At 39.7% G+C, this 23,387-nt stretch carries 20 protein-coding genes; 5 read left to right on the top strand and 15 right to left on the bottom strand.

Going from position 1 to position 23,387, the window contains the following annotated elements:
* Window positions 1-138 precede the first annotated feature (138 nt).
* The 5 genes from J2S08_RS13315 to J2S08_RS13295 all read right to left on the bottom strand — a co-directional run bounded on the left by J2S08_RS13315 (window position 139) and on the right by J2S08_RS13295 (window position 6,339).
* Window positions 139-1,203: a DUF871 domain-containing protein gene (locus J2S08_RS13315; protein WP_307230274.1), complete on the bottom strand. Its 1,065-nt coding sequence runs from the start codon at window positions 1,201-1,203 to the stop codon at window positions 139-141.
* A gap of 71 nt (window positions 1,204-1,274) precedes the next feature.
* A complete protein-coding gene (locus J2S08_RS13310; RefSeq protein ID WP_307230272.1) occupies window positions 1,275-2,657 on the bottom strand; it encodes a PTS transporter subunit EIIC in 1,383 nt (460 codons plus the stop codon).
* A gap of 45 nt (window positions 2,658-2,702) precedes the next feature.
* Window positions 2,703-3,614: an N-acetylmuramic acid 6-phosphate etherase gene (murQ, locus tag J2S08_RS13305; RefSeq protein ID WP_307230270.1), complete on the bottom strand. Its 912-nt coding sequence runs from the start codon at window positions 3,612-3,614 to the stop codon at window positions 2,703-2,705.
* Window positions 3,615-3,775: 161 nt separating this feature from the next.
* Window positions 3,776-4,624 carry a MurR/RpiR family transcriptional regulator gene (locus J2S08_RS13300; protein ID WP_307230268.1) on the bottom strand — a complete coding sequence of 283 codons (849 nt, stop codon included), beginning with the start codon at window positions 4,622-4,624 and terminating at the stop codon, window positions 3,776-3,778.
* 617 nt (window positions 4,625-5,241) lie between these two features.
* Complete coding sequence (locus J2S08_RS13295; RefSeq protein WP_307230266.1) at window positions 5,242-6,339, bottom strand: PRK06851 family protein; 1,098 nt, start codon at window positions 6,337-6,339, stop codon at window positions 5,242-5,244.
* Between the two features lie 348 nt (window positions 6,340-6,687).
* On the opposite strand from J2S08_RS13295, the gene gcvPA reads away from it, so the two are divergent.
* From gcvPA to J2S08_RS13280, 3 genes are all read left to right on the top strand, one after another.
* The gene (gcvPA, locus tag J2S08_RS13290; RefSeq protein ID WP_307230286.1) at window positions 6,688-8,055 is read left to right on the top strand and encodes an aminomethyl-transferring glycine dehydrogenase subunit GcvPA; all 1,368 of its coding nucleotides are present in this window, start codon (window positions 6,688-6,690) and stop codon (window positions 8,053-8,055) included.
* Between the two features lie 16 nt (window positions 8,056-8,071).
* Window positions 8,072-9,634 (top strand): aminomethyl-transferring glycine dehydrogenase subunit GcvPB, encoded by a 1,563-nt coding sequence (gene gcvPB, locus J2S08_RS13285; RefSeq protein WP_307230265.1) that lies wholly within the window; start codon window positions 8,072-8,074, stop codon window positions 9,632-9,634.
* Between the two features lie 97 nt (window positions 9,635-9,731).
* Complete coding sequence (locus J2S08_RS13280; RefSeq protein ID WP_307230263.1) at window positions 9,732-10,847, top strand: ATP-NAD kinase family protein; 1,116 nt, start codon at window positions 9,732-9,734, stop codon at window positions 10,845-10,847.
* 103 nt (window positions 10,848-10,950) lie between these two features.
* Here the strand turns inward: J2S08_RS13280 and J2S08_RS13275 are convergent, their stop codons facing one another.
* The 5 genes from J2S08_RS13275 to J2S08_RS13255 form a co-directional block, all read right to left on the bottom strand.
* Window positions 10,951-11,646, bottom strand: a complete 696-nt coding sequence (locus J2S08_RS13275; protein ID WP_307230262.1) for an ABC transporter permease — start codon at window positions 11,644-11,646, stop codon at window positions 10,951-10,953.
* The gene (locus tag J2S08_RS13270; protein ID WP_307230260.1) at window positions 11,639-12,562 is read right to left on the bottom strand and encodes an ABC transporter ATP-binding protein; all 924 of its coding nucleotides are present in this window, start codon (window positions 12,560-12,562) and stop codon (window positions 11,639-11,641) included. The genes J2S08_RS13275 and J2S08_RS13270 overlap by 8 nt, the downstream gene beginning before the upstream one ends.
* Before the next feature lie 216 nt (window positions 12,563-12,778).
* Window positions 12,779-13,720 (bottom strand): sensor histidine kinase, encoded by a 942-nt coding sequence (locus J2S08_RS13265; protein ID WP_307230258.1) that lies wholly within the window; start codon window positions 13,718-13,720, stop codon window positions 12,779-12,781.
* A complete protein-coding gene (locus tag J2S08_RS13260) occupies window positions 13,717-14,424 on the bottom strand; it encodes a response regulator transcription factor (RefSeq protein WP_307230256.1) in 708 nt (235 codons plus the stop codon). The genes J2S08_RS13265 and J2S08_RS13260 overlap by 4 nt, the downstream gene beginning before the upstream one ends.
* A 164-nt stretch (window positions 14,425-14,588) precedes the next feature.
* Complete coding sequence (locus J2S08_RS13255) at window positions 14,589-14,771, bottom strand: SE1832 family protein (RefSeq protein WP_307230255.1); 183 nt, start codon at window positions 14,769-14,771, stop codon at window positions 14,589-14,591.
* Between the two features lie 259 nt (window positions 14,772-15,030).
* On the opposite strand from J2S08_RS13255, the gene J2S08_RS13250 reads away from it, so the two are divergent.
* Together J2S08_RS13250 and J2S08_RS13245 are read left to right on the top strand one after the other, a co-directional pair.
* Entirely contained in the window at window positions 15,031-15,681 is a 651-nt protein-coding gene (locus tag J2S08_RS13250; RefSeq protein WP_307230252.1) for a LytTR family DNA-binding domain-containing protein, read from the top strand.
* Window positions 15,682-15,928: 247 nt separating this feature from the next.
* Complete coding sequence (locus J2S08_RS13245) at window positions 15,929-17,452, top strand: acetyl-CoA hydrolase/transferase family protein (RefSeq protein ID WP_307230250.1); 1,524 nt, start codon at window positions 15,929-15,931, stop codon at window positions 17,450-17,452.
* Between the two features lie 156 nt (window positions 17,453-17,608).
* Here the strand turns inward: J2S08_RS13245 and J2S08_RS13240 are convergent, their stop codons facing one another.
* From J2S08_RS13240 to J2S08_RS13220, 5 genes are all read right to left on the bottom strand, one after another.
* A complete protein-coding gene (locus J2S08_RS13240; RefSeq protein ID WP_370875689.1) occupies window positions 17,609-18,559 on the bottom strand; it encodes an ABC transporter ATP-binding protein in 951 nt (316 codons plus the stop codon).
* A gap of 32 nt (window positions 18,560-18,591) precedes the next feature.
* Entirely contained in the window at window positions 18,592-19,623 is a 1,032-nt protein-coding gene (locus J2S08_RS13235; RefSeq protein ID WP_307230247.1) for an ABC transporter ATP-binding protein, read from the bottom strand.
* 21 nt (window positions 19,624-19,644) lie between these two features.
* The gene (locus tag J2S08_RS13230; protein WP_370875686.1) at window positions 19,645-20,574 is read right to left on the bottom strand and encodes an ABC transporter permease; all 930 of its coding nucleotides are present in this window, start codon (window positions 20,572-20,574) and stop codon (window positions 19,645-19,647) included.
* Window positions 20,574-21,503 carry an ABC transporter permease gene (locus J2S08_RS13225; protein WP_307230243.1) on the bottom strand — a complete coding sequence of 310 codons (930 nt, stop codon included), beginning with the start codon at window positions 21,501-21,503 and terminating at the stop codon, window positions 20,574-20,576. Before J2S08_RS13225 ends, J2S08_RS13230 begins: the two co-directional genes overlap by 1 nt.
* A gap of 192 nt (window positions 21,504-21,695) precedes the next feature.
* Window positions 21,696-23,378, bottom strand: a complete 1,683-nt coding sequence (locus J2S08_RS13220) for a peptide ABC transporter substrate-binding protein (RefSeq protein WP_307230241.1) — start codon at window positions 23,376-23,378, stop codon at window positions 21,696-21,698.
* Window positions 23,379-23,387 lie beyond the last annotated feature (9 nt).

The raw sequence follows: 23,387 nt of genomic DNA, 5'->3' as shown, positions 1-23,387 counted from the left end.
AATCGTTTTTACCTAGGTAACGTATTCCAACCTTTAACAATTCATTTGTGTAGCAAAGCTACACAAGGTGCGACTGCCCGTCGCACATGAAAAAATCAGGGAGGCGCATCTCCCTGATTCATCTTATCGTGTACATTGCTAGACCCACCTTATTTTAAACTTTCTTCCTCCTTTTATATAAGGTAGCAGTGGAATATCATCCTCAATTACTTTTCCGATTACGTTCACCTTTTCATCAGATTTTAAAGAACGTTTTGTAATTTGAATTTCTCCTTGATAGCGGCCATATTTTTCATTATCAATGGTAATGCTTCCTATTTCCCGATCAATTGTATTGAAAGGCTTCGCTGAACGATGGCCCATTAGTCCATATTGTCGTGATTCCATTGAACGGATACAATCCCTTGCTTCGTCAAAGCGATTCGTCTGTATAGTGGTTAGAACATCAGTAAGCTCTTGATCCGCATAAGCTTTTGCTCTTAATAAGAAAAACCCTTCTTGCATTGCAGAAAATTGTTCCAAAGAAGCATCGCTTAGTTCAACGTCGCCTACTAAGATTTTATCAACAAAGCCAATCTCTTTTAAATCCATATAAGCAGCAAAAGGAGAGGCGCAGCGATGGTCTTCTAACGTTGGCAATCCTTTAAACAAAGGGCCGCGCAGCTTTTCATCCCCAGGAATAAAGGCCATGGTTGCTAAACCTTTTTCCTGCAGCCACTTGTTGCGTTCTTGTACATTTTCAAGGCCCAACCCTGTTTCAGGGCGTGGATAAAAATTATGCCAAGCTTCTGTGTTAGAAAAGTTAAGACCAGCATGTTTAAGCTTTTCCAAGCCTTCTTCTGTTAAGGTGCTCGCATTTAAAGCTACTTTCATTTTTTTCGATAGCTGTGCAATTTTCTCATCTTCAATCCCATAATCAATGCGCAGTCCAGTTACACCCCAATGAAGTATTTCCTCTACGTTATCCCAAGTATATCCTAAATATTGAAGTGATTTCGGGGAAATGTCCGCCATCAGTTCCATGCCATATTTCTGCGCAAGCTGCCCAAGCTCTTGAAGTCTTTCTTTATAGACTGCTGGATTTGCTTCAGGAATATGCAAAGAGGTAAAAATAGACGTAAATCCCTTCTCACTCACTTTTTTAAAATAGAACTCTTGTTTTTTCATCGATTCTGTTGTCAAATACGCTGAAATGCCAAGCATCAAGTTCATCCTTTCTTCGCAATTTAATAGAAACGTAAACAGATGGGTCTTTGCCCATCTGCAGCTTTCCTTTAAGAAATATTATCTGCCATTTCCTCTTTAAAGCCGAACAAGTACGTAAAAATGAAGCCAAATAAGTAGGCTAATACGAGTCCTAAAAAGTAATACAAGTATTTATTGTCTACAATCAACGGAGTGAGGGAAATACCAGAAACACCAATGCCTGCAGCTGCTGTTTTCATAATTGCTTGAAAAGCGCCGCCAACTGCTGCGCCAAAGCAAGCGGTAACAAATGGGCGGCCAAGCGGGAGTGTAACTCCATAAAGCAGCGGCTCGCCAATTCCAAGGAAGCCAACAGGCAGACCACCTTTAATAATATTCCGCAATTGTTTATTTTTTGTTTTAGCATAAATCGCGAGCGCCGCACCGACTTGACCTGCACCTGCCATTGCTAAAATTGGCAATAAAGCGGTGCTGCCAAAAGAATTAATCATTTCCAAATGGATAGGTGTCAGGCCATGATGAAGCCCAACCATTACTAACGGAAGAAAGAAGCCTGCAAGCAAAGCCCCTGAAATAAATCCACCGATATCTAAAATACGATTAAGTCCAATTGTTATGCCGTCTGATAAAATACCTGCAATCGGTTGCACAGCATATAAAGAAACAAATCCGACAACGAGAATCGTAATTAAAGGGGTAAAAATGATATCGATCGCATTTGGCATCACTTTTCTCACTTGCTTTTCCACAACCGTCATAAGCCATGCTGCAAATATGACACCAAAGAGGCCGCCCCGGCCAGGAGTAAGCGCTTGCCCGTAAATGGTGATATCCGCTAGCATCGGATTAAATAAAAACATCCCTGCAATGGCGCCTAGAACAGGCGTCCCCCCAAATTCCTTCGCCGTATTCCAACCAACCAAAATACCTAAATAGGCAAACACGCCGCTTCCTAACAAGAGCAGGATCTGCATTAAAGTAGTTTCTGGATTCACGCCTGCATTCTTCGCAAAGTTGGCAGCACCATTGATTACTCCTGAAGCGACTAATCCAGGAATAAGTGGGATGAAAATATTAGCAATTCGCCGTAAAAAATTCTTAATTGGTGTATTATTCTTTTGTTTTCGATTCGCTCTGTCCATCTCTGCTTTTTCACTAAATGTTAGTTCATCTTCTGTCAAGGCCGCTTCTTCCCCTATTGCCAACCCAGTTTCTGTACTTAAAACAGCGGTAACTTTATTCACCGTACCAGGTCCGACAACAATTTGCAGCGTATCATCCTCAATAACACCCATGACGCCATTTATCTTTTTCAACTCAGATATGTCCGCCAGATCATCATTTTTCAATTCGAGGCGCACTCTTGTCATGCAGTGTGTTAGTTTTCTAATATTGCCTTTGCCGCCGATATGCTTTAAAATCCCATCTGCAATCTGCTTCTCCTTACTCATGGTGACTCCTCCTTTTTGATTGCCAAAAGCTTGCATTATGGCTTTTTAAGATGAGTGATTGCTATGATTCGTTTTGATTGCTTTGCGAACAAACCCTTTGGAAGCTTGAAGCTTTTCTTTTGCTGTTTCGTATGAACATTGCAATAGAATCATGACAATTGCTGTTTTCACATGATGATGTGCCTGCTCAAAATATGATTCTGCCGTCTCATAGTCGACATCAGTTGCTTCCATGATCATTCGTTTTGAGCGTTCCATCAGCTTTTTGTTCGTTGGCCGGACATCTACCATCAAATTTTCGTATGCCTTTCCAATTCCAATCATACTTGCTGTAGAAATCATATTTAATACTAACTTTTGGGCAGTGCCCGCTTTTAAACGTGTCGAACCTGTCAACACTTCAGGGCCAGTCTCTACCTCGATTGCAGCATCTGCATACTGACTCATTGGAGCTTGTTTATTGCAGGCAACGCTCACCGTCTTTGCACCGATTTTTTGTGCATATTTCAGCGCTCCGATCACATAAGGAGTACGTCCACTTGCTGCCATTCCAACAACGACATCTTTTGCTGTTAATGACACCTTTTTTAAATCCTCTTCTCCGAGATTGGCGTCATCTTCTGCCCCCTCGACCGCTTCTGTCAACGCTTTCACACCACCGGCAATAAAGCCTTGAACCATATCGGGTGAAGAACCAAAAGTTGGTACACATTCTGCTGCATCTAATATACCTAGCCTCCCACTTGTACCGGCTCCTAAGTATATTAATCTTCCTCCTTGCTTAAATGCAGCTACGACAAATTGAACTCCCTTTTCAATATGATAAAGTTCTTTTTTTACAGCTAATGCCACTGATTGGTCTTCCTTATTCATCACTTCTAAAATTTCCATTATAGACATTTCATCTAAATGCATTGTGGAGTGATTTCTCTTTTCTGTTGTAAGATTGTCAAGCATTTTATCACCCTTAAAATTTGTATTGTTATCTTCATTGTACCTAAAAGAAATTTCGTGTCAATATAATATTCTATTTTTATGAATCATAATTTCATTAAATACAAAATAATTTCATCCCATGCAAATGATCGTCTGCGTTTACATGGGAATATCGACAATCTTTATCTGCGCAGATGGACAACTTCATTTCTTGCTTCGCGATAATGTTCAACAATATTTTCTCCGATATTATTAAAAATGCTTATATATAGTGCATCAATGATCGTTAACTGTGTCATTCTTGATGATAAACTGCCGATTCTAAAATCGCTTTCCACATTTGGTGTGCAAAGCCGGATATCTGCTTCTTTATAAAGAGGTGATTTATCAATATTTGTAATCGCAATGACCGTTGCTCCCTTTTTCTGAGCAAACCGCGACAACTCTAACACATCTTTCGTTTTTCCCGACATACTAATAGCGATAAAAACATCTTTTTCTGTTAAATAGGCAATATGTGAGAGCATATAGTGAAAATCAAATGCTGTATTCGAATGATAGCCAAGCCTTGTAAACTTATAATGGGCATCAAAAGCAGCAGTAGCTGAGCCACCAACTCCAAAAAAGACAACGCGATTAGCGTGCATTAAAGCTTCAAATGCCTTATTGTACTCTTTTTTATCTAAGGAAGCTAATGTTGATTCTATAGCAGATTTATTCACATATGTTACTTTATGCAGCAAATCATACGGGGAATCCTTTTTTTTCAAAATTGAAAAGTCTGTTAGGTTCATGTCCGCTAGCGTTAAGTCTTTGACAAGTTCTAATTTAAATGATTTAAAACTGCCAATTCCAATAGACTTGCAAAAACGAACGACACTTGCTTCACTGACGCTAGCTTTTTTAGATAATTCTTTTGTTGTCATGTTTGGGATTAATTCTGGATGTTGAACAATATATTCGCCGATTTTACGTTCGGCAGCCGAAAGGCGATTTAAATCCTCCGTAATTTTCTGTATCAATGACCCCAATGATTATTCCCCCATCTACGTATTTTTCGTTTTAACGATTACTCATAATCATAAAATGGTGTAGACATTGGGTCAACCTTTCTGATAAAGTGAAACTTCCATGAGTGGGGGTTTTCTTTCATTCCCCACTGATAAGAAGTAGAACAAAGGCTAAGATCGCAGGCGTCCTCGAAAAGGAAACCGCTTTTCTTCGTGCGATGTATCGCTGCCTAAGCTTTCCTTGTCCTGTCGGCCAGAACCAATCGAACATTTACTAAAATTGAAGGAAGAGGAGATAAAGAAGTTCCCTTCCCACTTCTCACTTCTCATTACTCACCTCTAGAGTAGTTAGATGTGGAATAAATTGTATTTTCATAAAAAAAATAAAAGCGTTCTATGGATGCTCCAAGAACACTCGTAAAAAATCATAAGATGATGAATCCTATCTTTAACATCATCTTCTATCAAAAGAAATGAGGAAGGGCTTTACAGATTACATGTTTTAGCAAATGATCCCTCTTTGCTGAAAAAAGCAAACTCGGGGAGCTGCTAACGTCAAAGCTCCACATTATCCTTTAGGAAATGGCATGAGTATGGCACGTCAATTCAACATGCTTCTAAAAAGAAACTCATAGAAATTATGATTTGGCCAGCCGCTCTATCTCCTCTTCAATCTTCTCATACATATTGTCAATAACAGCAAAATTAATCGCATCGATATAAATGTGTTCCAATTCATCGTGCAATGATTTCGCCTTGCCTAAGTTTGCTACGCCTTCTTTCTCTAAAGCTCTGTATTTATTCGCAACAACTTCAATTTTATCGGCATATTTCTCATCAGTGCCTGGCGTAATCGTTTTTTCGTACATGTCGATCACTTCGTCTTCTGGCTTTTCCGGAAAATATTCATGTGGGGCAGTACTATCAAAAATTGCCCAGCCTAGTTCCCGTACGAGCACCATATCTAGGCTCTCTGGATCTAATCCACAATGATAGATTTCGATGTCAAATCCGTAGCTTTCTGCGGTTTTGGCAACTTTTTTCAAGATCGTTGATTTCCCCGTTCCTGCTCTCCCTTTTAAAAAGTATCGCTTATCTAATCCCTCTGTGATGTTTGGAAGAAAATCAACTGGTCCTTGTGGCGTTGTAGCACCTAAAAAACGTCGGCGAATAGTGGACTGTTGTCTTGTACTTTTCACATTTGCAAATAGATCTTTCAGTATTTCATCAGTAACTTGATTTGCTTTTTTAATATCCATCTCACTGATAAAAATCTTTTCTAATTCATCATGAACCGTTAACCCGCTTGCGAAAACATCGTAAGCGTTTTGATACGCACATTTAATTTTCTCCTGATAACGCAGTATATCAGTTCGCCGCTCCGCTAGCTGTGTTGAATCCCACGCCTCTCCTAAATTCACATATTCTTCTATTGCTCCTGGTGCTTGCGGTTCAATGACGTGAGGAGCAGTCCCATCTACTATACCGAATTTCAATTGAGGAATGATAACACCGTCTAATGAACTATTGTCAGATGCACAGTGGATTAATTCAAGGTTGAACCCTCTACTCCCCCATTTATTTGCTATTTTCTTCATTATGTGCGACTTTCCTGTACCAGGTCCGCCCTTTAAAATAAATATTCGCTCCAAACCAATTAAGTTAGATTCAAATAAAGAATAAAAGCCTCTCGCCGTATTTCCACCAGCATAATAATTTAAAGTATGATGTTCCATTTGTTGCCTCCTTTTCATAATCTTATGGACACTTTATTGTATCCAACTTTTTTTCATTAGGTGAATACTTTTATCTTACTCTTTCCCTGAATGATGAGAAGTTAACCATAGATGGTAGTAAGCCGTTCTTTCACTTTCAATGTTGTAAGCGTTTAATCTTATCTAAAAATACGATAAAACCCCAGATCATAACCAAAAAGCAGCTTATCTTATCAATTTATTTCCATCATGTAAAAACACCCTATATTGACAGCCATTTGCAAAATTGATAAATTAATGACATGGAAAGATTTAGAAATGACATCCAAGGAGGCGAATAGAGTGAGCAACAAAACTGTTTTTCCGTACATGCCGAATTCTGTTCCTGAAATGAAGGAAACACTGTTAAAGGAAATCGGCATCGATAGTGTAGAGGATATTTACAAAGAAATTCCAGAACATTTACGCTTCAAAGAAAAGATGGACATCCCAGCACCTATTCTATCTGAGTATGAATTAAAGAAACACGTTGAATCTATTCTTGAAAAAAATATTTCCTGTTCAAAGTACTTGAGCTTCTTAGGCGCTGGTACATGGCAGCATTACGTTCCTTCCGTAGTCGATACCATTGTGTCGCGGGATGAATTTTTGACTGCGTATGTTGGCGACTTATATGGCGATCATGGAAAAGGACAAGCTTTATTTGAAACCTCCAGTATGGTCGGTGAACTAGTGGATATGGATGTTGTCAGCACCCCTACATACGACTGGGGAAATGCGATTGGCATCTCGTTTCGAATGGCAGCGCGGATGACGGGGCGCAAAGAAATACTTGTTGCTGAAACAATGAGCCCTAGTCGGTTTGCCGTTGCTGAAAATTACTGCCGGCCTGATCTTACGCTGAAAAAAATTCCATTCGATCCGCAAAGTGGATTGATGGACCTTCATTATCTTAAACAAGCATTGTCTAAAGACACTGCTGCTGTTTATATTGAAAACCCTTCCTATCTTGGATTTGTTGAATTACAAGGTAAAGAGATTGCTAGTTTAGCGCATCAATTTGGTGCGGAAATGATTGTCGGAGTCGATCCGTCTTCGTTAGGCGTTCTCACCCCTCCAGGACAATATGGAGCTGATATTGTTTGCGGCGAATTGCAGCCTTTTGGTAATCATATGCAATGGGGCGGTGGATTATCCGGCTTTATTGCTAGTAAAGATGAAGAAAAGTATGTTGCTGAATATCCGACATTAATGTTTGGGATTACAACGACGCAAAAAGAAGGCGAATATGGGTTTGGCGATGTCTTTTTTGAAAGAACGTCCTATGCCGTTCGCGAAAAAGGAAAGGATTTCGTTGGTACAACAACAGCTTTATACGGTATTGCAGCTGGTGTTTACTTAGCCCTCCTTGGCCCCCATGGAATGCGGGAATTAGGAGAAGGCATCATGCAGAGAAGCACGTATTTAGCAAAGCAGCTTGCCAAGCTTCCAGGAGTAAAAGCGCCGGTTTTGCAAAATGCCCACTTTAAAGAATTGATTGTTAATTTTGATGATACAGGCAAAACGGTTGCAGAGATTAATAAATCTTTGCTTCAATACGAAATCTTTGGCGGTAAAGATCTCAGCGAGGAATTCCCTCAATTTGGACAAAGCGCACTCTTTTGTGTAACAGAAATTCATACGCAAGCAGATATTGAAAAATTGGCTCATGCCTTAAAAGACATTCTTGAAGCGTAGAGGGGAGGAAACATTGATGACGAAAATACGAAAAGATTTCCAGCAAGCACGATGGAATGAACCAATTATCTATGAACTATCTTCACCGGGCGAAAGGGGCATCCATGTACCGAAGCCTGAAAAAGAAATCATTGAAGAGGCCGGCGATGTTTTTGCTCAGCTTCCTGAACATATGAGACGAAAAGAAAAAGTAAATTTGCCAGAAGTATCGCAAAAACATGTTCTTGCTCACTATTTGCATCTTTCACAAGAAACGTTAGGCTCGAATATTGCGAATGATATTAGTCAAGGTACTTGTACAATGAAATATAACCCAAGAATCAATGAAGATTTCGTTAAAGATCCTCGTTTTTCTGATTTGCATCCTTGCCAAGACGAAAGCACAGTACAAGGCATTCTCGAAATCTATTATCGATTCGAACATATGCTGAAAGAAGTTTCAGGCATGGATCGCGTCAGTTTGCAGCCTGGCGGCGGCAACCAAGCAGTTTTTACAGCGGCAAGTATTGTGCGAAAATATTGGGAAGAAAAAGGAGAGCTTGATACGAGGGATGAGATCATCACAACGATCTTCTCACACCCTTGTGATGCAGCTGCTCCGGCAACAGCTGGTTTTAAAATTATTACTCTTTATCCAGATGAAAATGGCATTCCTGATATTGAAGCACTTAAAGCAGCTGTTTCAGAACGGACTGCAGCGATTTTTATGACAAACCCTGAAGACATCGGCTTATTCAATCCAAAAGTAGATGAGTTTGTCAAAATTGTTCACGATGTCGGTGGACTTTGCTTTTATGACCAAGCAAATGCCAACGCATTCCTAGGTGTTGCACGTGCGAGAGAAGCCGGTTTTGATATGTGCCACTTCAATGTCCATAAAACATTCGGTACACCGCATGCCTGCTCCGGCCCTGCCAACGGCGCTTTCTGTTGTACAGAAGAACTTGCCGATTATTTGCCAGTGCCACTCGTTGAGTATGATGGCGAACGTTATTCCTTAAAATCAGACAATCCGCTTACGATTGGGAAAGTGCGCGACTTCATGGGGACAGCTGGCGTTATTTTACGAGCGTACGCTTGGGTTATGAGCTTAGGTGCAGAAGGACTACGCGAATGTGCAGAGATTTCGGTTATTAACAATAATTATTTAGAGAAGAAGCTTTTAAGCATTCCGGGATTATCAGAAGCATTTGCAGACAACGGCGTGCGCCGGATGGAGCAAGTTCGCTATACATGGGAAGAACTGACAGCAGAAACAGGTGTCGGAACAATGGATATCCGCAACCGTGTCGCTGATTACGGAATTCCACATTATTTTACAAGCCATCATCCGTGGGAAATTCCCGAACCAATGACTTTAGAACCTTGTGAAACATACTCAAAAGCGGATATGGACGAGTATTACGAAGTCTTAAAACAAATTGCCCAAGAAGCCCGCGAAAACCCTGAACTTGTGAAGAATGCACCTCATCGCGCTGCTTCTCATAAGCGAAACAACGAAGCTGCCCTAAATGATCCAAAGCAATGGGCATTAACATGGCGTGCGTTTTTAAAAAAGAGGCATAAAATGAAAGTTTAAAGGAGAAGGCAGCGGCGTTTCTGTTAAGTGCCCTGCCCTCCTTTCGTTTCAGCATAAACATGGATTCCAAGCAAAGTCATTCCATCGAGGTGGTTACATGAAAAAACTAGGTTTTATTTTAAATCCAATCGCTGGAATGGGCGGCAAAGTTGGATTGAAGGGAAGCGACGGATTAGAAATTTTAAAAGAAGCAATCAAAAGAGGCGCCATACCGGAGTCAGCAAATAAAGCAAAGCAAGCACTTGCGCAATTACGTTCCATTAAAGATAATTTTGAGCTTTGGACTGCACCGCATGATATGGGAGAAACAGCTGCACTTGAGATGGGATTTTCACCAAAAATCATTCCCCTTTCAATCGAAGCAGGGAGAACAACTCCACTTGATACGATGAATGCAGTGAAAAAAATGCTTGAAATGAAGGTAGATCTATTATTATTTGCAGGAGGAGATGGCACAGCCCGCAATATTTGCAAAGTGAATGAAGATGTCATTCCCGTCATTGGCATCCCTGCAGGAGTAAAAATTCACTCAGCTGTTTACGCAACGAATCCTGCCAATGCAGGAGAATCAGCACGAAAATTTTTAACAGGAAATATAACAAAAACAACGCTTGGAGAAGTGATGGACATTGATGAAGAAGCATTCCGCTCAAATCGAGTAACCGCAAAGCTGTATGGCTATATGCGCGTTCCTCACGATAACCAACTTATCCAAACATTAAAATCGTCGCGTGCTGAAGGCGAAGAAAACATCGTTCAAAACATTGCATCCTTCATCATTCAAAAGATGGAACGGGACACAATTTATTTGATCGGCCCTGGTACGACGACTGCGGCTATATTGGATGCATTAGAACTTCCTTGCACCCTTCTCGGCATTGATGCAGTATGCAATAGAAAGCTCATAGGCACAGACCTAACAGAGAAAGAGATTCTCACATTAATAGATGGCAAACGCGCTAAAATCATTGTCACGATTATTGGCGGACAAGGCTATATATTTGGGAGAGGCAACCCGCAGTTAAGCGCACAAATCATTAAAAAAGTAAAAAAAGAAAATATCATGATTGTCGCACCGCAGAGCAAATTAACAGGAATTGGGATGCGTTCGCTTTTAATTGATAGCGGTGAATCGACTGTCAACGAATATTTAGCAGGCTATTATCGAGTGATCGTAGGCTTTGAACGCTTTATCATGAGAAAAGCGCAGTAATCAACAATCGATTCATTAGATGAGAATTTGCTTCCCAATTCAGAAAAGGAGCAGCTGCTCCACACCAACAAGTTAGAGTAGCTGCTCTTTCCCCCTGCAAACATTAACATGTAATATCTATTTTCTCTACATTTCTAATCGTCAAATAGGCGATAAAAGCTCCTATAAAAGCTAAGGTGAGAGGAACTGCAATAATGTCATTGAAGGTAACGCCGCCGCTACTAGAGGTAACCATGGCAACAATCGGCAGAGAAGTAACAATTGTCATTTGAATAGAATATTTTTTCATGCCAACATAAAGAGGAATCAAGCACATACTGCTGGCAGCTAAAGCATTCATGAGCATTTTGATGCTATTTTTTATCACAAGAGACGTTGTTAATGATTCTGGTACGAAATGGAACTTTGTATCTAATAAGTAAAAGCTTATGTTAATAAAGAGATTAGCAGTCACAATTGCTAAAAATGTAAATATCACGACAATGAGTATCTTTGCCATCATCATTTTCTTTCGATTAATAGGATACATAAAGAGAACCGTGATCACTTGATTTTTAAATTCACCAATGACAAATCGAGATAAAAGAACTGCCGCAAACACGATAAACGTACCTCTTACTAGGGAATCAATGACTGAAAATACCTCTTGATAATCTTGAAAAGCAAAACCGCCTGCTTTTGTAAAATCAAAACTAATTAGAAGGAAGAAGCCAAGTAGGATGGCATTTGCAATGATAGCACCTCTTATAAAACCACCTATTTTATATTTCCTCATTTCTAAATGCAGCAATTTAAGCACTTTTCTTACCCCCATTTAATAAGGCAAAAAAATAATCTTCTAAAGAACTATTTTTCTTGTGTATCGATTCAATCAACACATCATGGAGAACGAGTGTTTTCATGATATCACTTTGAGGTACTTTGGAATCGTATAGTCTGATAATCTGATTGTCAATCACTCTAAAATTGGATAGCTGCAAGTGATGATCCAAGACGAATGTCGCTTTCTTACAATTGTTCGTTACTAATTCAATATACTCGGTATGCTGTTCGCGAATATGCTCCATCGCCACTTCTTCTATTAATCTTCCGTGATTGATCACGCCTATCGTGTCCGCCATTTGTTCGATTTCGCCTAAAATGTGGCTAGAAACCAAAATGGTGATCCCATATTCCTTGCACAAATGTTTAAATAATTGGCGAAACTCTTTAATCCCAATTGGATCAAGCCCATTAATCGGTTCATCTAAAATCAGCAATTCTGGTTTCGTTGTAATCGCTCTTGCAATTCCAAGTCTTTGTTTCATCCCAAGGGAAAAATCCTTGACCGCTTTCCCTTCAATATCTTGTAAGTTGACGAGCTTGAGTGCCTCATCAATGGCCTGTTTGTTATAATACCCCATATATTCACAATGCAAATCCAAATTTTCCTTTGCGGTTAGTTTGTCAAAAAATACTGGATAATTAATAATCGTCCCCATTCTTCCTAACAGGTGATAAGAAGTATTCGTTAATTTTTCACCAAAAATGCTGATCTCTCCGCTCGTAGGTTTCACTAAATTTGTGATCATCTTCATGATCGTTGTTTTACCAGCACCATTTGGCCCCAAAAAACCATAAATCTCGCCTTTTCTTACGTTCATACTGACATTTGATACTACTTCTTTGCCATTAAACACCTTTGTTAATTGCTTTGTTCTTAAAATATAAGTCATCACATTTCTCCTTTCGTCTCTCACCTGCAAAGAAACTCCCATTAGCAGCGTGTTCCTCGCTTAAAACTTTCCATATCCTTACTAGCGTGAAAAACGTTCTTGCTTAGAGCCGTAAGATGTGAGGGCGAAATTCTTGTATCACTTTATTTTAATGATTGAACATCTCTTTTTTCTTAATCAAAACTTACAAAATTTTTAAGTCATTACTCAAACTAATCAGAACGAATGATCCATTCTTTTTAATGTGAGTGAAAAGGATGTTTTTACATAAGGTTGACTAGATAAGTGGATCGTTCCACCTAATGTTTCTACAAGCCGTTTCGTAATGGTAAGACCCAATCCACTTCCTTGGGATGCTTTGTTTCTAGAATCTTCAAGGGTATACATACGCTCAAACACTTCGTCTTGATAAAGAGCAGCGATGCCTTTTCCCTTATCCCAAATGTCTACATACACGGCATGTTCATCGCTTTTCAACGTTAACCCGACCGTCTTGCCTTCTCCGCCATGCAGGATCGCATTCGCTATTAAATTGTTAAAGATTCTATTCAGTGTTTCTTCATTGCCTCGTGCAAATACGGGCTCATCAGGAATTTCAATATGAACGTTAAACCCTTTCACTGTTAGTACATCATAAAAAGCCAGGATGTTTTGTCTGCAAATTTCATTCATATGAACCTTTGTTATTTCTAGCTCCTGATCTCCTGCTTCTAGCTTTGCCAAATCAAAAAATTGCTCGATCAATTCCAGCACTTCAATCGTTTTTTGATATACTTTAGAATGCAAAGCAGTTGTCTCTTCTGCACTCATCTTCTTATCTATCATCATCATTTCAAGATAGCCTAATACGACTGTGAGCGGCGTCTTCAAGTCATGAGACACATTAGAAATCATTTTCTTCATTGATCTTTCTGTTTTGGCATAATCGGCTAAAACCTTGTGATGATGGTCTAAAAGCTGATTGATTTCGATTAAGAGGGGAATAAGCGCTCGATCGCCAGTGAACACAAGCAATTTCTCATTTGAATGCTCAGTAGTGATTTGCTGCAGTTTATTATGAATAAGCGTTAAATTTACGGTTCTAGCTTTATACTTTTGAAATTGGAAACATAGTGCGCAGATCAATACAAGAATAATCGCGAGTAAAAAAATTGTCATTTGTTATGACCTTCCCATTTATAGCCGATTCCCCATAGCGTTTTAATATACTTAGGGGCAGAAGGCTGATCTTCGATTTTTTCTCTTAGTCTTCTTATATGTACATTAATAACGTTCTCATCGCCAAAGTAATCGTCTTTCCATATAAGGCTGTAGATTTGTTCCTTGGTAAACACACGATTTGGATGGGAAGCAAACAATTTTAATAATGCGAATTCTTTCGATGTCAGTTTTATCTCTTCGTTATTTTTCATTACTGAAAAGTTATCTATATCAATTTTTAATAGACCGCAAGTAATCACATTTGATTTTGCTGCTTTTTCATCTTGAATGGAATATGTTGTCGAGCGTCTAATAGCAGCTTTGATTCTTGCTAATAACTCGATCATTGAAAACGGCTTTGCAATATAATCATCCGCTCCAAAACCTAACCCTAATGCTTTATCGACATCACTATCCTTTGCGGACATAATTAAAATGGGAACGGCGCTTTGCTCTCGTATGCGCTTTATTGTCTCAATGCCATCTAGTTTCGGCATCATGATATCAATTAAAATTAAATGAAAAGACGTATTCAAGAAGCGTGCAAGCCCCTCTTCGCCATTAACAGCTGTAGATACATGAAAGCCTTCCTTCTCAAGGAAATGTTGTACCATCTCACTGATGGCAGGATCATCGTCCACGAGTAAAATGCGATGCTGCAATTTATTCACCTCTTTATCTATAAAATTGATTCTTTTTCTTCATGACTCATATTTCTGAATGCTTTCATTATGTGTGAAATTCCTTTCCACGTCTATCCTTTTTTAGAAAATGCATAAAAAAACACCAGGAATGTACGCCTGATGTTTCGTATGGTAACTTCTCTTCATTTTTCCAGTGCTTCTAATTGTTGATAGAGCGAACGCAATTCCTGCTCCATCTCTTCCAGTATTTTTTCGCCTTGATGAGGATTTGCTCCAACATTCACAACCTTCTCAAGATCAGCTTGAATACGAACGTAGTCTATTTTTAATTCTCTAATTTTTAATTCAATCTCCCGTTTATCCATCTCCGGCACCCCTGTTTGACAAGATACTTTTACCGTACCACACTTGAATATGATTCTCAATTGAAACTTCGACTGCTATTCTCTTATTCTATTTGTACCTAATCATCTTAATAACTGTTCTATATCGGATGAAAAAGAGGTCATTTTCCCATTTTTCATAAAATACATGCTATAATTTTTATAGTGTATTTAGTATTAAAGAGAGGCTGCCTGCCTCTTTACAACATCATCAACAAGCATATATTTTGAGGTGATATCATTGGATCAATCAACTGTTTCTTCCATTATGAATGTCGTTAGTGAACTTTTTCCCCAAGAAACATCCATTGCGATCGCTGATGAAAAGAACTGGATTTATTATCAGCCAAGCAAGCAAGTAGACTTGAAAATCCAGCCCGGCAAAAAAGTAGATGAAGATACAGTAACGTTTAAAGCCTTAGCAGAACAACAACGCATTTCAGAATATAAGGATAGTCATGTATTTGGAACTCCTTACTATGGAATGTCGATCCCGATCTTAGAAGACAATGAACCAAGAGGAGCTGTCACTGCTATTTTACCTAGAGAGCCGCTGACATTTCCGACGCCGTTTTTAACGGTCAAAACGACAGATCGCTGGCTGCCAATTCCCTATGATAAAATCACGTTTTTAGAAGCGCAAAATCGGAAAACTCATGTCCAATCAAAGCTTGGGAATGGTACCCATAAATTTAATTTAAGTGAGATCGAATATTTTCTTCCTAACGATATTTTCGTTCGCTGTCATCGATCTTACATTGTGAACATTCATCATATCGCAGAAATTCACCCAGATTCTCACTCTACCTTTCTATTAATCATGAATGACAAATCAAAAGTGCCAGTCAGCCAAAGCTATGCAAGTTATTTTCGCAAACTATTATGTTTTTAATTAAAAGCGCAGTAAGCGCTTTTTTTTCGTGTGTTTCGTCTCTTAGCTGCAGTATTCTTTAAAGGAATTCATTCTAACAATGCTACATTATTTGTTTGCATTTTTTCGTAATCATCTAACGAGTTGCATTATTTTTCACTCAATTTAATGCTGCCTAATTCCAAATTAAAGCCTTTTCATTCCAATATACATGCATGAGAAGTAAGACACTGATAGAATATTTGAAAAAATGGGATAGGTGGTTAAAATGAAACTGAAAAAGGATTGGGATACACTTATTCGAAATGTACAGTTGCAAGATAAAATTGTTTCGGCTGAAGAAGCAGCTTCTTGGATTCAAGATGGTATGACTTTAGGTTTAAGTGGTTTTACACGTGCTGGCGATGCGAAAGCGGTTCCTATTGCCCTTGCTGAACGGGCAAAAACGGAGACGCTCAAGGTGAATGTTTATACAGGAGCTTCTTTAGGGTCTGACGTGGATAAAAAATTGGCGGAGGCAGGCATCATTGAAACGCGAATGCCATTTCAAGTTGATGCGGTTATGCGAGGAAAAATTAATGAAGGTGACATTCATTTTGTCGATCAGCATTTATCGCATTGTGCGGAGTGGGTCCGCTCGAAAGTATGGAAGCCGATTGACTATGCGATTATAGAAGCAACTGCTATTACAGAAGACGGCATGATCATTCCAACAGCTTCCGTTGGCAATTCACCTGTCTTCGTTGAACATGCAAAGCATGTCATTATTGAATTAAATGTTGCTGCTCCATCAGGATTTGAAGGTCTTCATGATATTTATTTCATGGAACAGCAAGGGATGAGAGCCCCGCTGTCTCTTCAAACCGTTGATGAACGAATTGGGAAAATTGGCATCCCTGTTCATCCTGACAAAGTAAAAGGAATCGTTATTACTGATCAGCTCGATTCACCATCGACTATCGTTCAACCTGATGAAGAAACACAAATAATTGCCAACCATCTGCTTGATTTCTTTCGCAAAGAAATCAAATTAGGCCGCTTAACGGAAAAACTGGCACCAATCCAATCTGGCATCGGCTCTGTTGCAAATGCAGTATTGAATGGTATGCTGCATTCAGAATTTACTGATCTTGAAGTATACTCAGAAGTTTTACAGGACGCTATCTTTGAATTAATTGATGCTGGAAAGGTAACTTTTGCTTCAGGATGTTCTATTACCCTATCTGAAGAGAAAATGAAACATGTCTATGCGAATTTCGATCAATACCGAGACTATTTAGTTTTCCGGCCTCAAGAGATTTCCAATCATCCTGAAATTATTCGCAGACTTGGCCTTATTTCTATTAATACGGCATTAGAACTTGATATTTACGGGAATGTGAACTCTACCCATGTGCTTGGGACAAAAATGATGAATGGGATCGGAGGATCTGGCGATTTTGCCCGCAATGCTCGAATTGGCATTTTCGTGACGAAATCAATTGCAAAGGGCGGTGATATTTCTAGTATCGTTCCTTTCGTTTCTCACGTTGATCATACTGAACATGATGTCGATGTTGTTGTTACTGAACAAGGGTATGCGGACCTTCGTGGCTTATCCCCTCGCCAACGGGCAGCAGTCATCATTGAAAATTGTGCCCACCCAATGTATCGCGAACAGTTGCGCGCTTATTTTGAAGAGGCGAGATTGAGAGGCGGACATACGCCGCATGTGCTAGAAAAAGCATTGTCTTGGCATACAAACTTCGTAGAGAAAGGAACGATGAAAGAAAAGTCGCTCATTCATGCTTAATCGCATGCAATGACAATCTAGCAGAAAAGCGGGAAGAACGGTTCCCTAAAAGGAAACGGCTTAATATGGCAATTTATTACGTTTGCCATCGTGTATTTATTAAAAATAAAAAAGTCTAAGGGGCGGCGAAAAGAAAGTTTTCTGCCGCCCCTATTTTTAATATAAATGACAGGCCGTATAGTGCCCTTTTTCTACTTCTATCCATTCTGGCTTCAGCTTTGCACATATATCCATTGCATGCGTACATCGTGTTCGAAACACACATCCACTCGGTGGATTGATCGGGCTTGGCACATCTCCCTGCAGCACAATTCGTTCCCGCTGTAAATTTGGATCAGGTATTGGAACTGCGGACAACAGTGCTTTCGTATATGGATGAAGCGGATTGTCATATAACTGGCCGCTCTCAGAAAGCTCCATCATATTGCCTAGATACATAACTAAAATGCGATCAGAAATATATTTTACCATGGATAGATCATGGGCAATAAATAAATAGGTGAGCCCCATTTCTTGCTGTAGCTCTTTTAACAGATTAACGACTTGGGCTTGTATGGAAACATCGAGTGCGGAAATTGGTTCATCACAGACAATAAATTTCGGATTCAATGCCAAGGCGCGGGCAATGCCAATCCGCTGGCGTTGGCCGCCGCTAAATTCATGCGGAAAACGGCTAATATGCTCTGGATTTAATCCAACAAGCTTTAGTAACTCTTCTATACGTTCCCGTCTTTTTTTTCCTCTTGCGATTTGATGAATGGCGAGAGGCTCTCCAATCAGTTCCTGTACTGTCATGCGCGGATTTAAAGATGCATATGGATCTTGAAAAATCATTTGAATATCACGGCGCATCCTTGTCATTTCTTTGTCGTTATAGGAAAAAATATTTTTTCCATTATAAAACACTTCTCCATCTGTGGGTTCATATAATCGAATAATCGTTCTTCCCGCTGTTGATTTTCCACAGCCGCTTTCACCAACAAGACCGACTGTTTCACCTGGATAAATGTCAAGGTTTAATGTATCGACAGCTTTTAAATCATGTCCCCCTACTGAAAAGTACTTTTTTAAATTTTTCACCTGAATAAGGGGAGTTGAGGAGGTCATTGTTTTATTTTTCGTTTCTAGGTTATCGATTTTCATTTACTCTCCCCCATTCCTTGACTGATTACTGCTGGTTTCTGATTGTTTGTTTTAGCCATCGGATGATGAAGCCAGCATGCTGCGATTTGGCCGTCTTCAACCTTTTCTAGCTCTGGACTATGTTCTCTGCATATTCTCATCGCATCTTCACACCTTGGAAAAAAGGAACATCCTATCGGGGGATCTAACAAGTCAGGAGGGGTTCCAATAATAGGCGAAAGTGGTTTATTCTTTTCCATATCTAACCTTGGAACCGATTTAAGTAATCCTCTCGTGTAAGGATGCTGTGGCTTTTCAAAAATTTCCCTTGTTGTACCTGTCTCCACGACCTTTCCTGCATACATGACGATAACTCTATCACACATTTCCGCGACAACACCAAGATCATGGGTAATTAATATAATAGAAGTTTCTGTTTTCTGCTGAAGTTCCTTCATTAGCTCTAATATTTGTGCCTGTATCGTTACATCTAATGCTGTTGTCGGCTCATCTGCAATTAAGAGCCTTGGCTGACAAGCCAGTGCCATTGCAATCATTGCCCGCTGCCGCATCCCACCTGAAAACTCATGTGGATATTGATTGGCTCTTTTTGACGGCTGAGGAATGCCAACTAATTCAAGCATTTCTACCGCTCTTTTATTCGCTTCTTTTTTTGAGATCCGATTATGCTTCATCACCGCTTCAACAATTTGATAACCGATTTTACTAGTAGGATTTAATGATGTCATTGGATCTTGAAAGATCATGCTGATTTCATTCCCACGGATTTTTTGCATTTCTTTCTCTTTCATTTTAATTAGCTCTTTGCCATTAAAAATAATGGAGCCTTTTTTGTACGATGCAGGAGGCGTTGACAGGAGCTTCATAATTGCTTTTGCTGTCACACTTTTCCCACAACCAGATTCTCCTACAATCGCAACTGCTTCACCTTGCTCTACCTCAAAATTTACTCCTCGAACAGCTTGCACTTCTCCAGCGTATGTGTGGAATGAAATGTTTAAGTCTTTTACTTTCAATAAACTTGCCATGCTGATCCTACTCCTTCTCTATTATTTTCGCAATCTAGGATCAAGCGCATCTCGTAAGCCATCTCCAAGAACGTTAAATCCAAACATTGCTAACGAAATAAGAATTGCAGGCACAAATAATTGATAGAAATTACCGATCAAAATACTGCCAAGCGCATCACTAGCCATCGTTCCCCAGCTCGCCTCTGGAGCAGGAATGCCCAAGCCTAAAAAACCGAGCGTTGCTTCTGCAAAAATCGCACTTGGAACAGTGAGGGTTACATTCACAAGAATTGGTCCTAATGAATTAGGTATTAAATGCTTTCTTAATGTCCATGTCGTATTAGCTCCCATCACTTTAGCAGCTTGGACAAATTCGTATTCCTTCAGCTGCAATACTTGCCCACGCACGAGCCGCGCCATCGGTATCCATCCTGTAATCGTCATTGCAATAATAATGGTCCATAAACCTCTGCCTAATACGACCATCATTAAAATAACCATTAACAAATACGGAATAGCATAAATAATCTCTGCAATTCTCATCATCGCATTATCAACCTTGCCGCCTTTCATTCCCGAAATTCCTCCGTATAAAACCCCGATTGCAAAGTCAATCAATGCTGCTGCCAATCCGATAAACAAAGAGATTCTTGCTCCGTACCAAGCGCGGGTAAATAAATCTCTGCCAGCTGAATCCGTGCCAAACCAATGCTCTGCATTCGGTCGCAGATTTTTCTTCGTATAATCTTGCTCATAATATGTAAAGTCATTTAAATACGGCCCGATAATCGCCATCATGACTAATAGAATAATAATAGCGAGACCAACCATTGCAAGCTTATTCATTTTCAAGCGCCGCCAAGCGTCTGACCAATAGGAAACAGTTGGCCGCGTAATTTTTTCTGCTTCTTTAAAATTCTCCTCTGCTGGCAAAAACATAGTTTCTGTAAACTTTATTTCCTTTTTCATCATTTACTCTCCCCCGCCACCTTAATTCTCGGATCAATCCATGTATAGGCAACATCTACGATAAAAACCAATAAGATGAGAATAGCACTATAAAAAACCGTAGAACCAAGTATGACTGGATAATCGCGATTGAAAATCCCTTTAACAAACATTTCTCCCATACCAGGAATCCCAAAAATGCTCTCAATAATAAAACTTCCAGTTACAATGTTCACGGTCAATATTCCGAGCATTGTCACAACTGGGAGAATGGCATTTCGGATTGCATGCTTCACAATCACTGTACCCCTGCCTAGCCCTTTCGCTTTTGCGGTTAAAATATAATCGTTGCTAATGACTTCAAGCATACTGGAACGTATTAAGCGAGCAATATGCGCCATTGGCATCATGGCAAGCGCAATAGTCGGCAATATCGTATGCGACCAAGACTTCCACGTTGCGACTGGCAGCAGTTTCCACTCAACAGCAACATAGTTAATTAAAAAGGTGGCAAGAATAAAGCTAGGTACAGATATCCCGATAATCGCCATTATTGTAGCAGTATAATCGGGCCAGCGATTTCGATTTAAGGATGCAATCACGCCAAAAATAAGTCCGAATACGACAGCCACCACCATTGCCTGCAAACCTAGGTGCAATGAAACAGGGAAGCCTTTTTTAATATAGTCATTGACTGTAAGTGTTTTAGATTTTAACGATGGGCCAAAATCTAACTGTACAAGCTGTTTTAAATATAGGCCATATTGAACGACAAGCGGCTTATCTAAATGGTAATAACGTTGCAGGTTTTTATATACTGCCTCTGGCATCGTCCCTTCTTTCGCAAACGGATCACCTGGTATGCTGTGCATGAGAATGAATGTAATCGTAATGACAGCCCATATCGACACTATCGCCCATAAACAGCGCTTGAATGTATATTTCAGCATAAACATCCCTCCCATATTAAGATGAAACTTTCCTCACTGGATGAAAAGCAGCTTCGAGAACGTTCATTCACTTGCTTATCCAGTTGTTCCGAACACTCTGACATTTTGTTTTAAGAGGCAATAGATCATACTTTACCCTTTCATGAAAAATCAGGGTATGCTCAATTGAGCATACCTCGATTTCATCTTCTCCTATTCAATGTCAGCGTATTTAAATTGAGGGTAAGAATTAATTGGCGTGTATACACCTGTTACATTCGATTTCAGGGCATACGGCGTCGTATAGAAATAAATTGGGATAATCGGCATTTCATCCATTAAGATTTTCTCCGCATCATGCATCTTTTGCATACGTTCTTCTTGATCGAGCGATGTTCTTGCAAATTTCACGAACTCATCGTAATCTGGGTTGCTCCAATTCGCATCGTTGAATGGACCATCTGTTAACCACAGGTCGACAAATGTCATTGGATCTACATAATCGCCAACCCAGCCGCCACGAGAAATTTCAAAGTCTCCAGCTTTTTCACGATCAAGCTTCACTTGGAATTCAACGTTTTGAAGCGTTACTTCAACACCTAAATTTTTACGCCACATTTCTTGAACTGCCTCAGCAACTCTTTTGTGTCCTTCGTTCGTATTATATAGGATATCTATTGGCGGGATTTCCTCCAGGCCTTCCTCTTTTAGTCCTTCAGCAAGCAGCTTCTTCGCCTCTTCAAAATCTTCTTTAAATAATGCTCCGGTATTTTCTTGGAAATCACCTTGTGCATCATCTATTCCTGGAGGAACGACGGAATAAGCTGGTTTTTGACCGCCTTGCGCGACGTTTTCAACAATGACTTTCCGATCGATCGCCATTGAAAATGCTTTTCTGATCTTTGCATTATTGAATGGCTTCTTCTTCGTATTAATATTGTAATAGTAAACTGCTAGATCTTTATCCTTATGAAACTCAGGATCATTCTGCTCGCCTAATTGACCTTGTACATCTTGCGGCAATGGGTAAGCCAAGTCTAATTGTCCGGACTGATACATTTGCCATGCTGTATTTTCATCATCGATGATGACAAAATCAACTTCGTCCAAATGAATTTTATCTTGATCATAGTAATGTTCGTTTTTCGCAAGCTTCATGCCTTCTTTATGTTCCCACTCAACTAATTTAAAAGGGCCGTTGGACACATACGTTTTTGCTTCCTCTGCCCATTCTGGATTTTCTTCCTGTACTTTCTTATTAACAGGATAGTACGTATAGAAAGATGTTAAATCCAAAAAGTATGGTGTCGGCTGCTCAAGCGTTACGACTAGTGTCTTTTCATCTTCCACTTTAATGCCAACAGCATCCGCTAATGTTTGTACATCAGCGCCTTCCTCTGCATTATTATATTTTTCTCCGCCTTTTATATAGTAAAGCTGATAAGCATAGTCAGCAGCAGCCTCAGGACTTAGCGCATATTTCCATGCAAATTCAAAATCTTCAGCTGTTACAGGGTCTCCATTAGACCATTTGATGTCATCTTTTAAGTGGAACGTCCATGTCACACCATCATCAGCTAATTCCCATTTTTCTGCCATCCCATCCACAATTTCACCTTCAGGCGTTTTCTTTGTTAAACCTTCAAAAGCATGTTCCAAAATCCATGAATCATGTGTACCTTGTGCTAATCCTGGATGCAAAGAACCAGGCTCTTCATTATTATTAAGTCGCAGAACTTTTTTTGAACCGCTGCTCCCCTTCGTTTCTTCTCCTTTTTTACTGCCGCCAGCCTTCTCTGTAGTACCAGATGAAGAGTCATCTCCACCAAAACACCCCGTAAGCGCCAACAGTAAAACAATGAATAAAGCTGCTAAAGAAAACGTAGATTTTCTCAAGCATATCCC

Source organism: Bacillus chungangensis (assembly GCF_030812995.1).
Classification (GTDB): Bacteria; Bacillota; Bacilli; order Bacillales; family Bacillaceae_C; genus Bacillus_CF; species Bacillus_CF chungangensis.
This window is presented reverse-complemented; position numbering and strand designations above follow the sequence as displayed.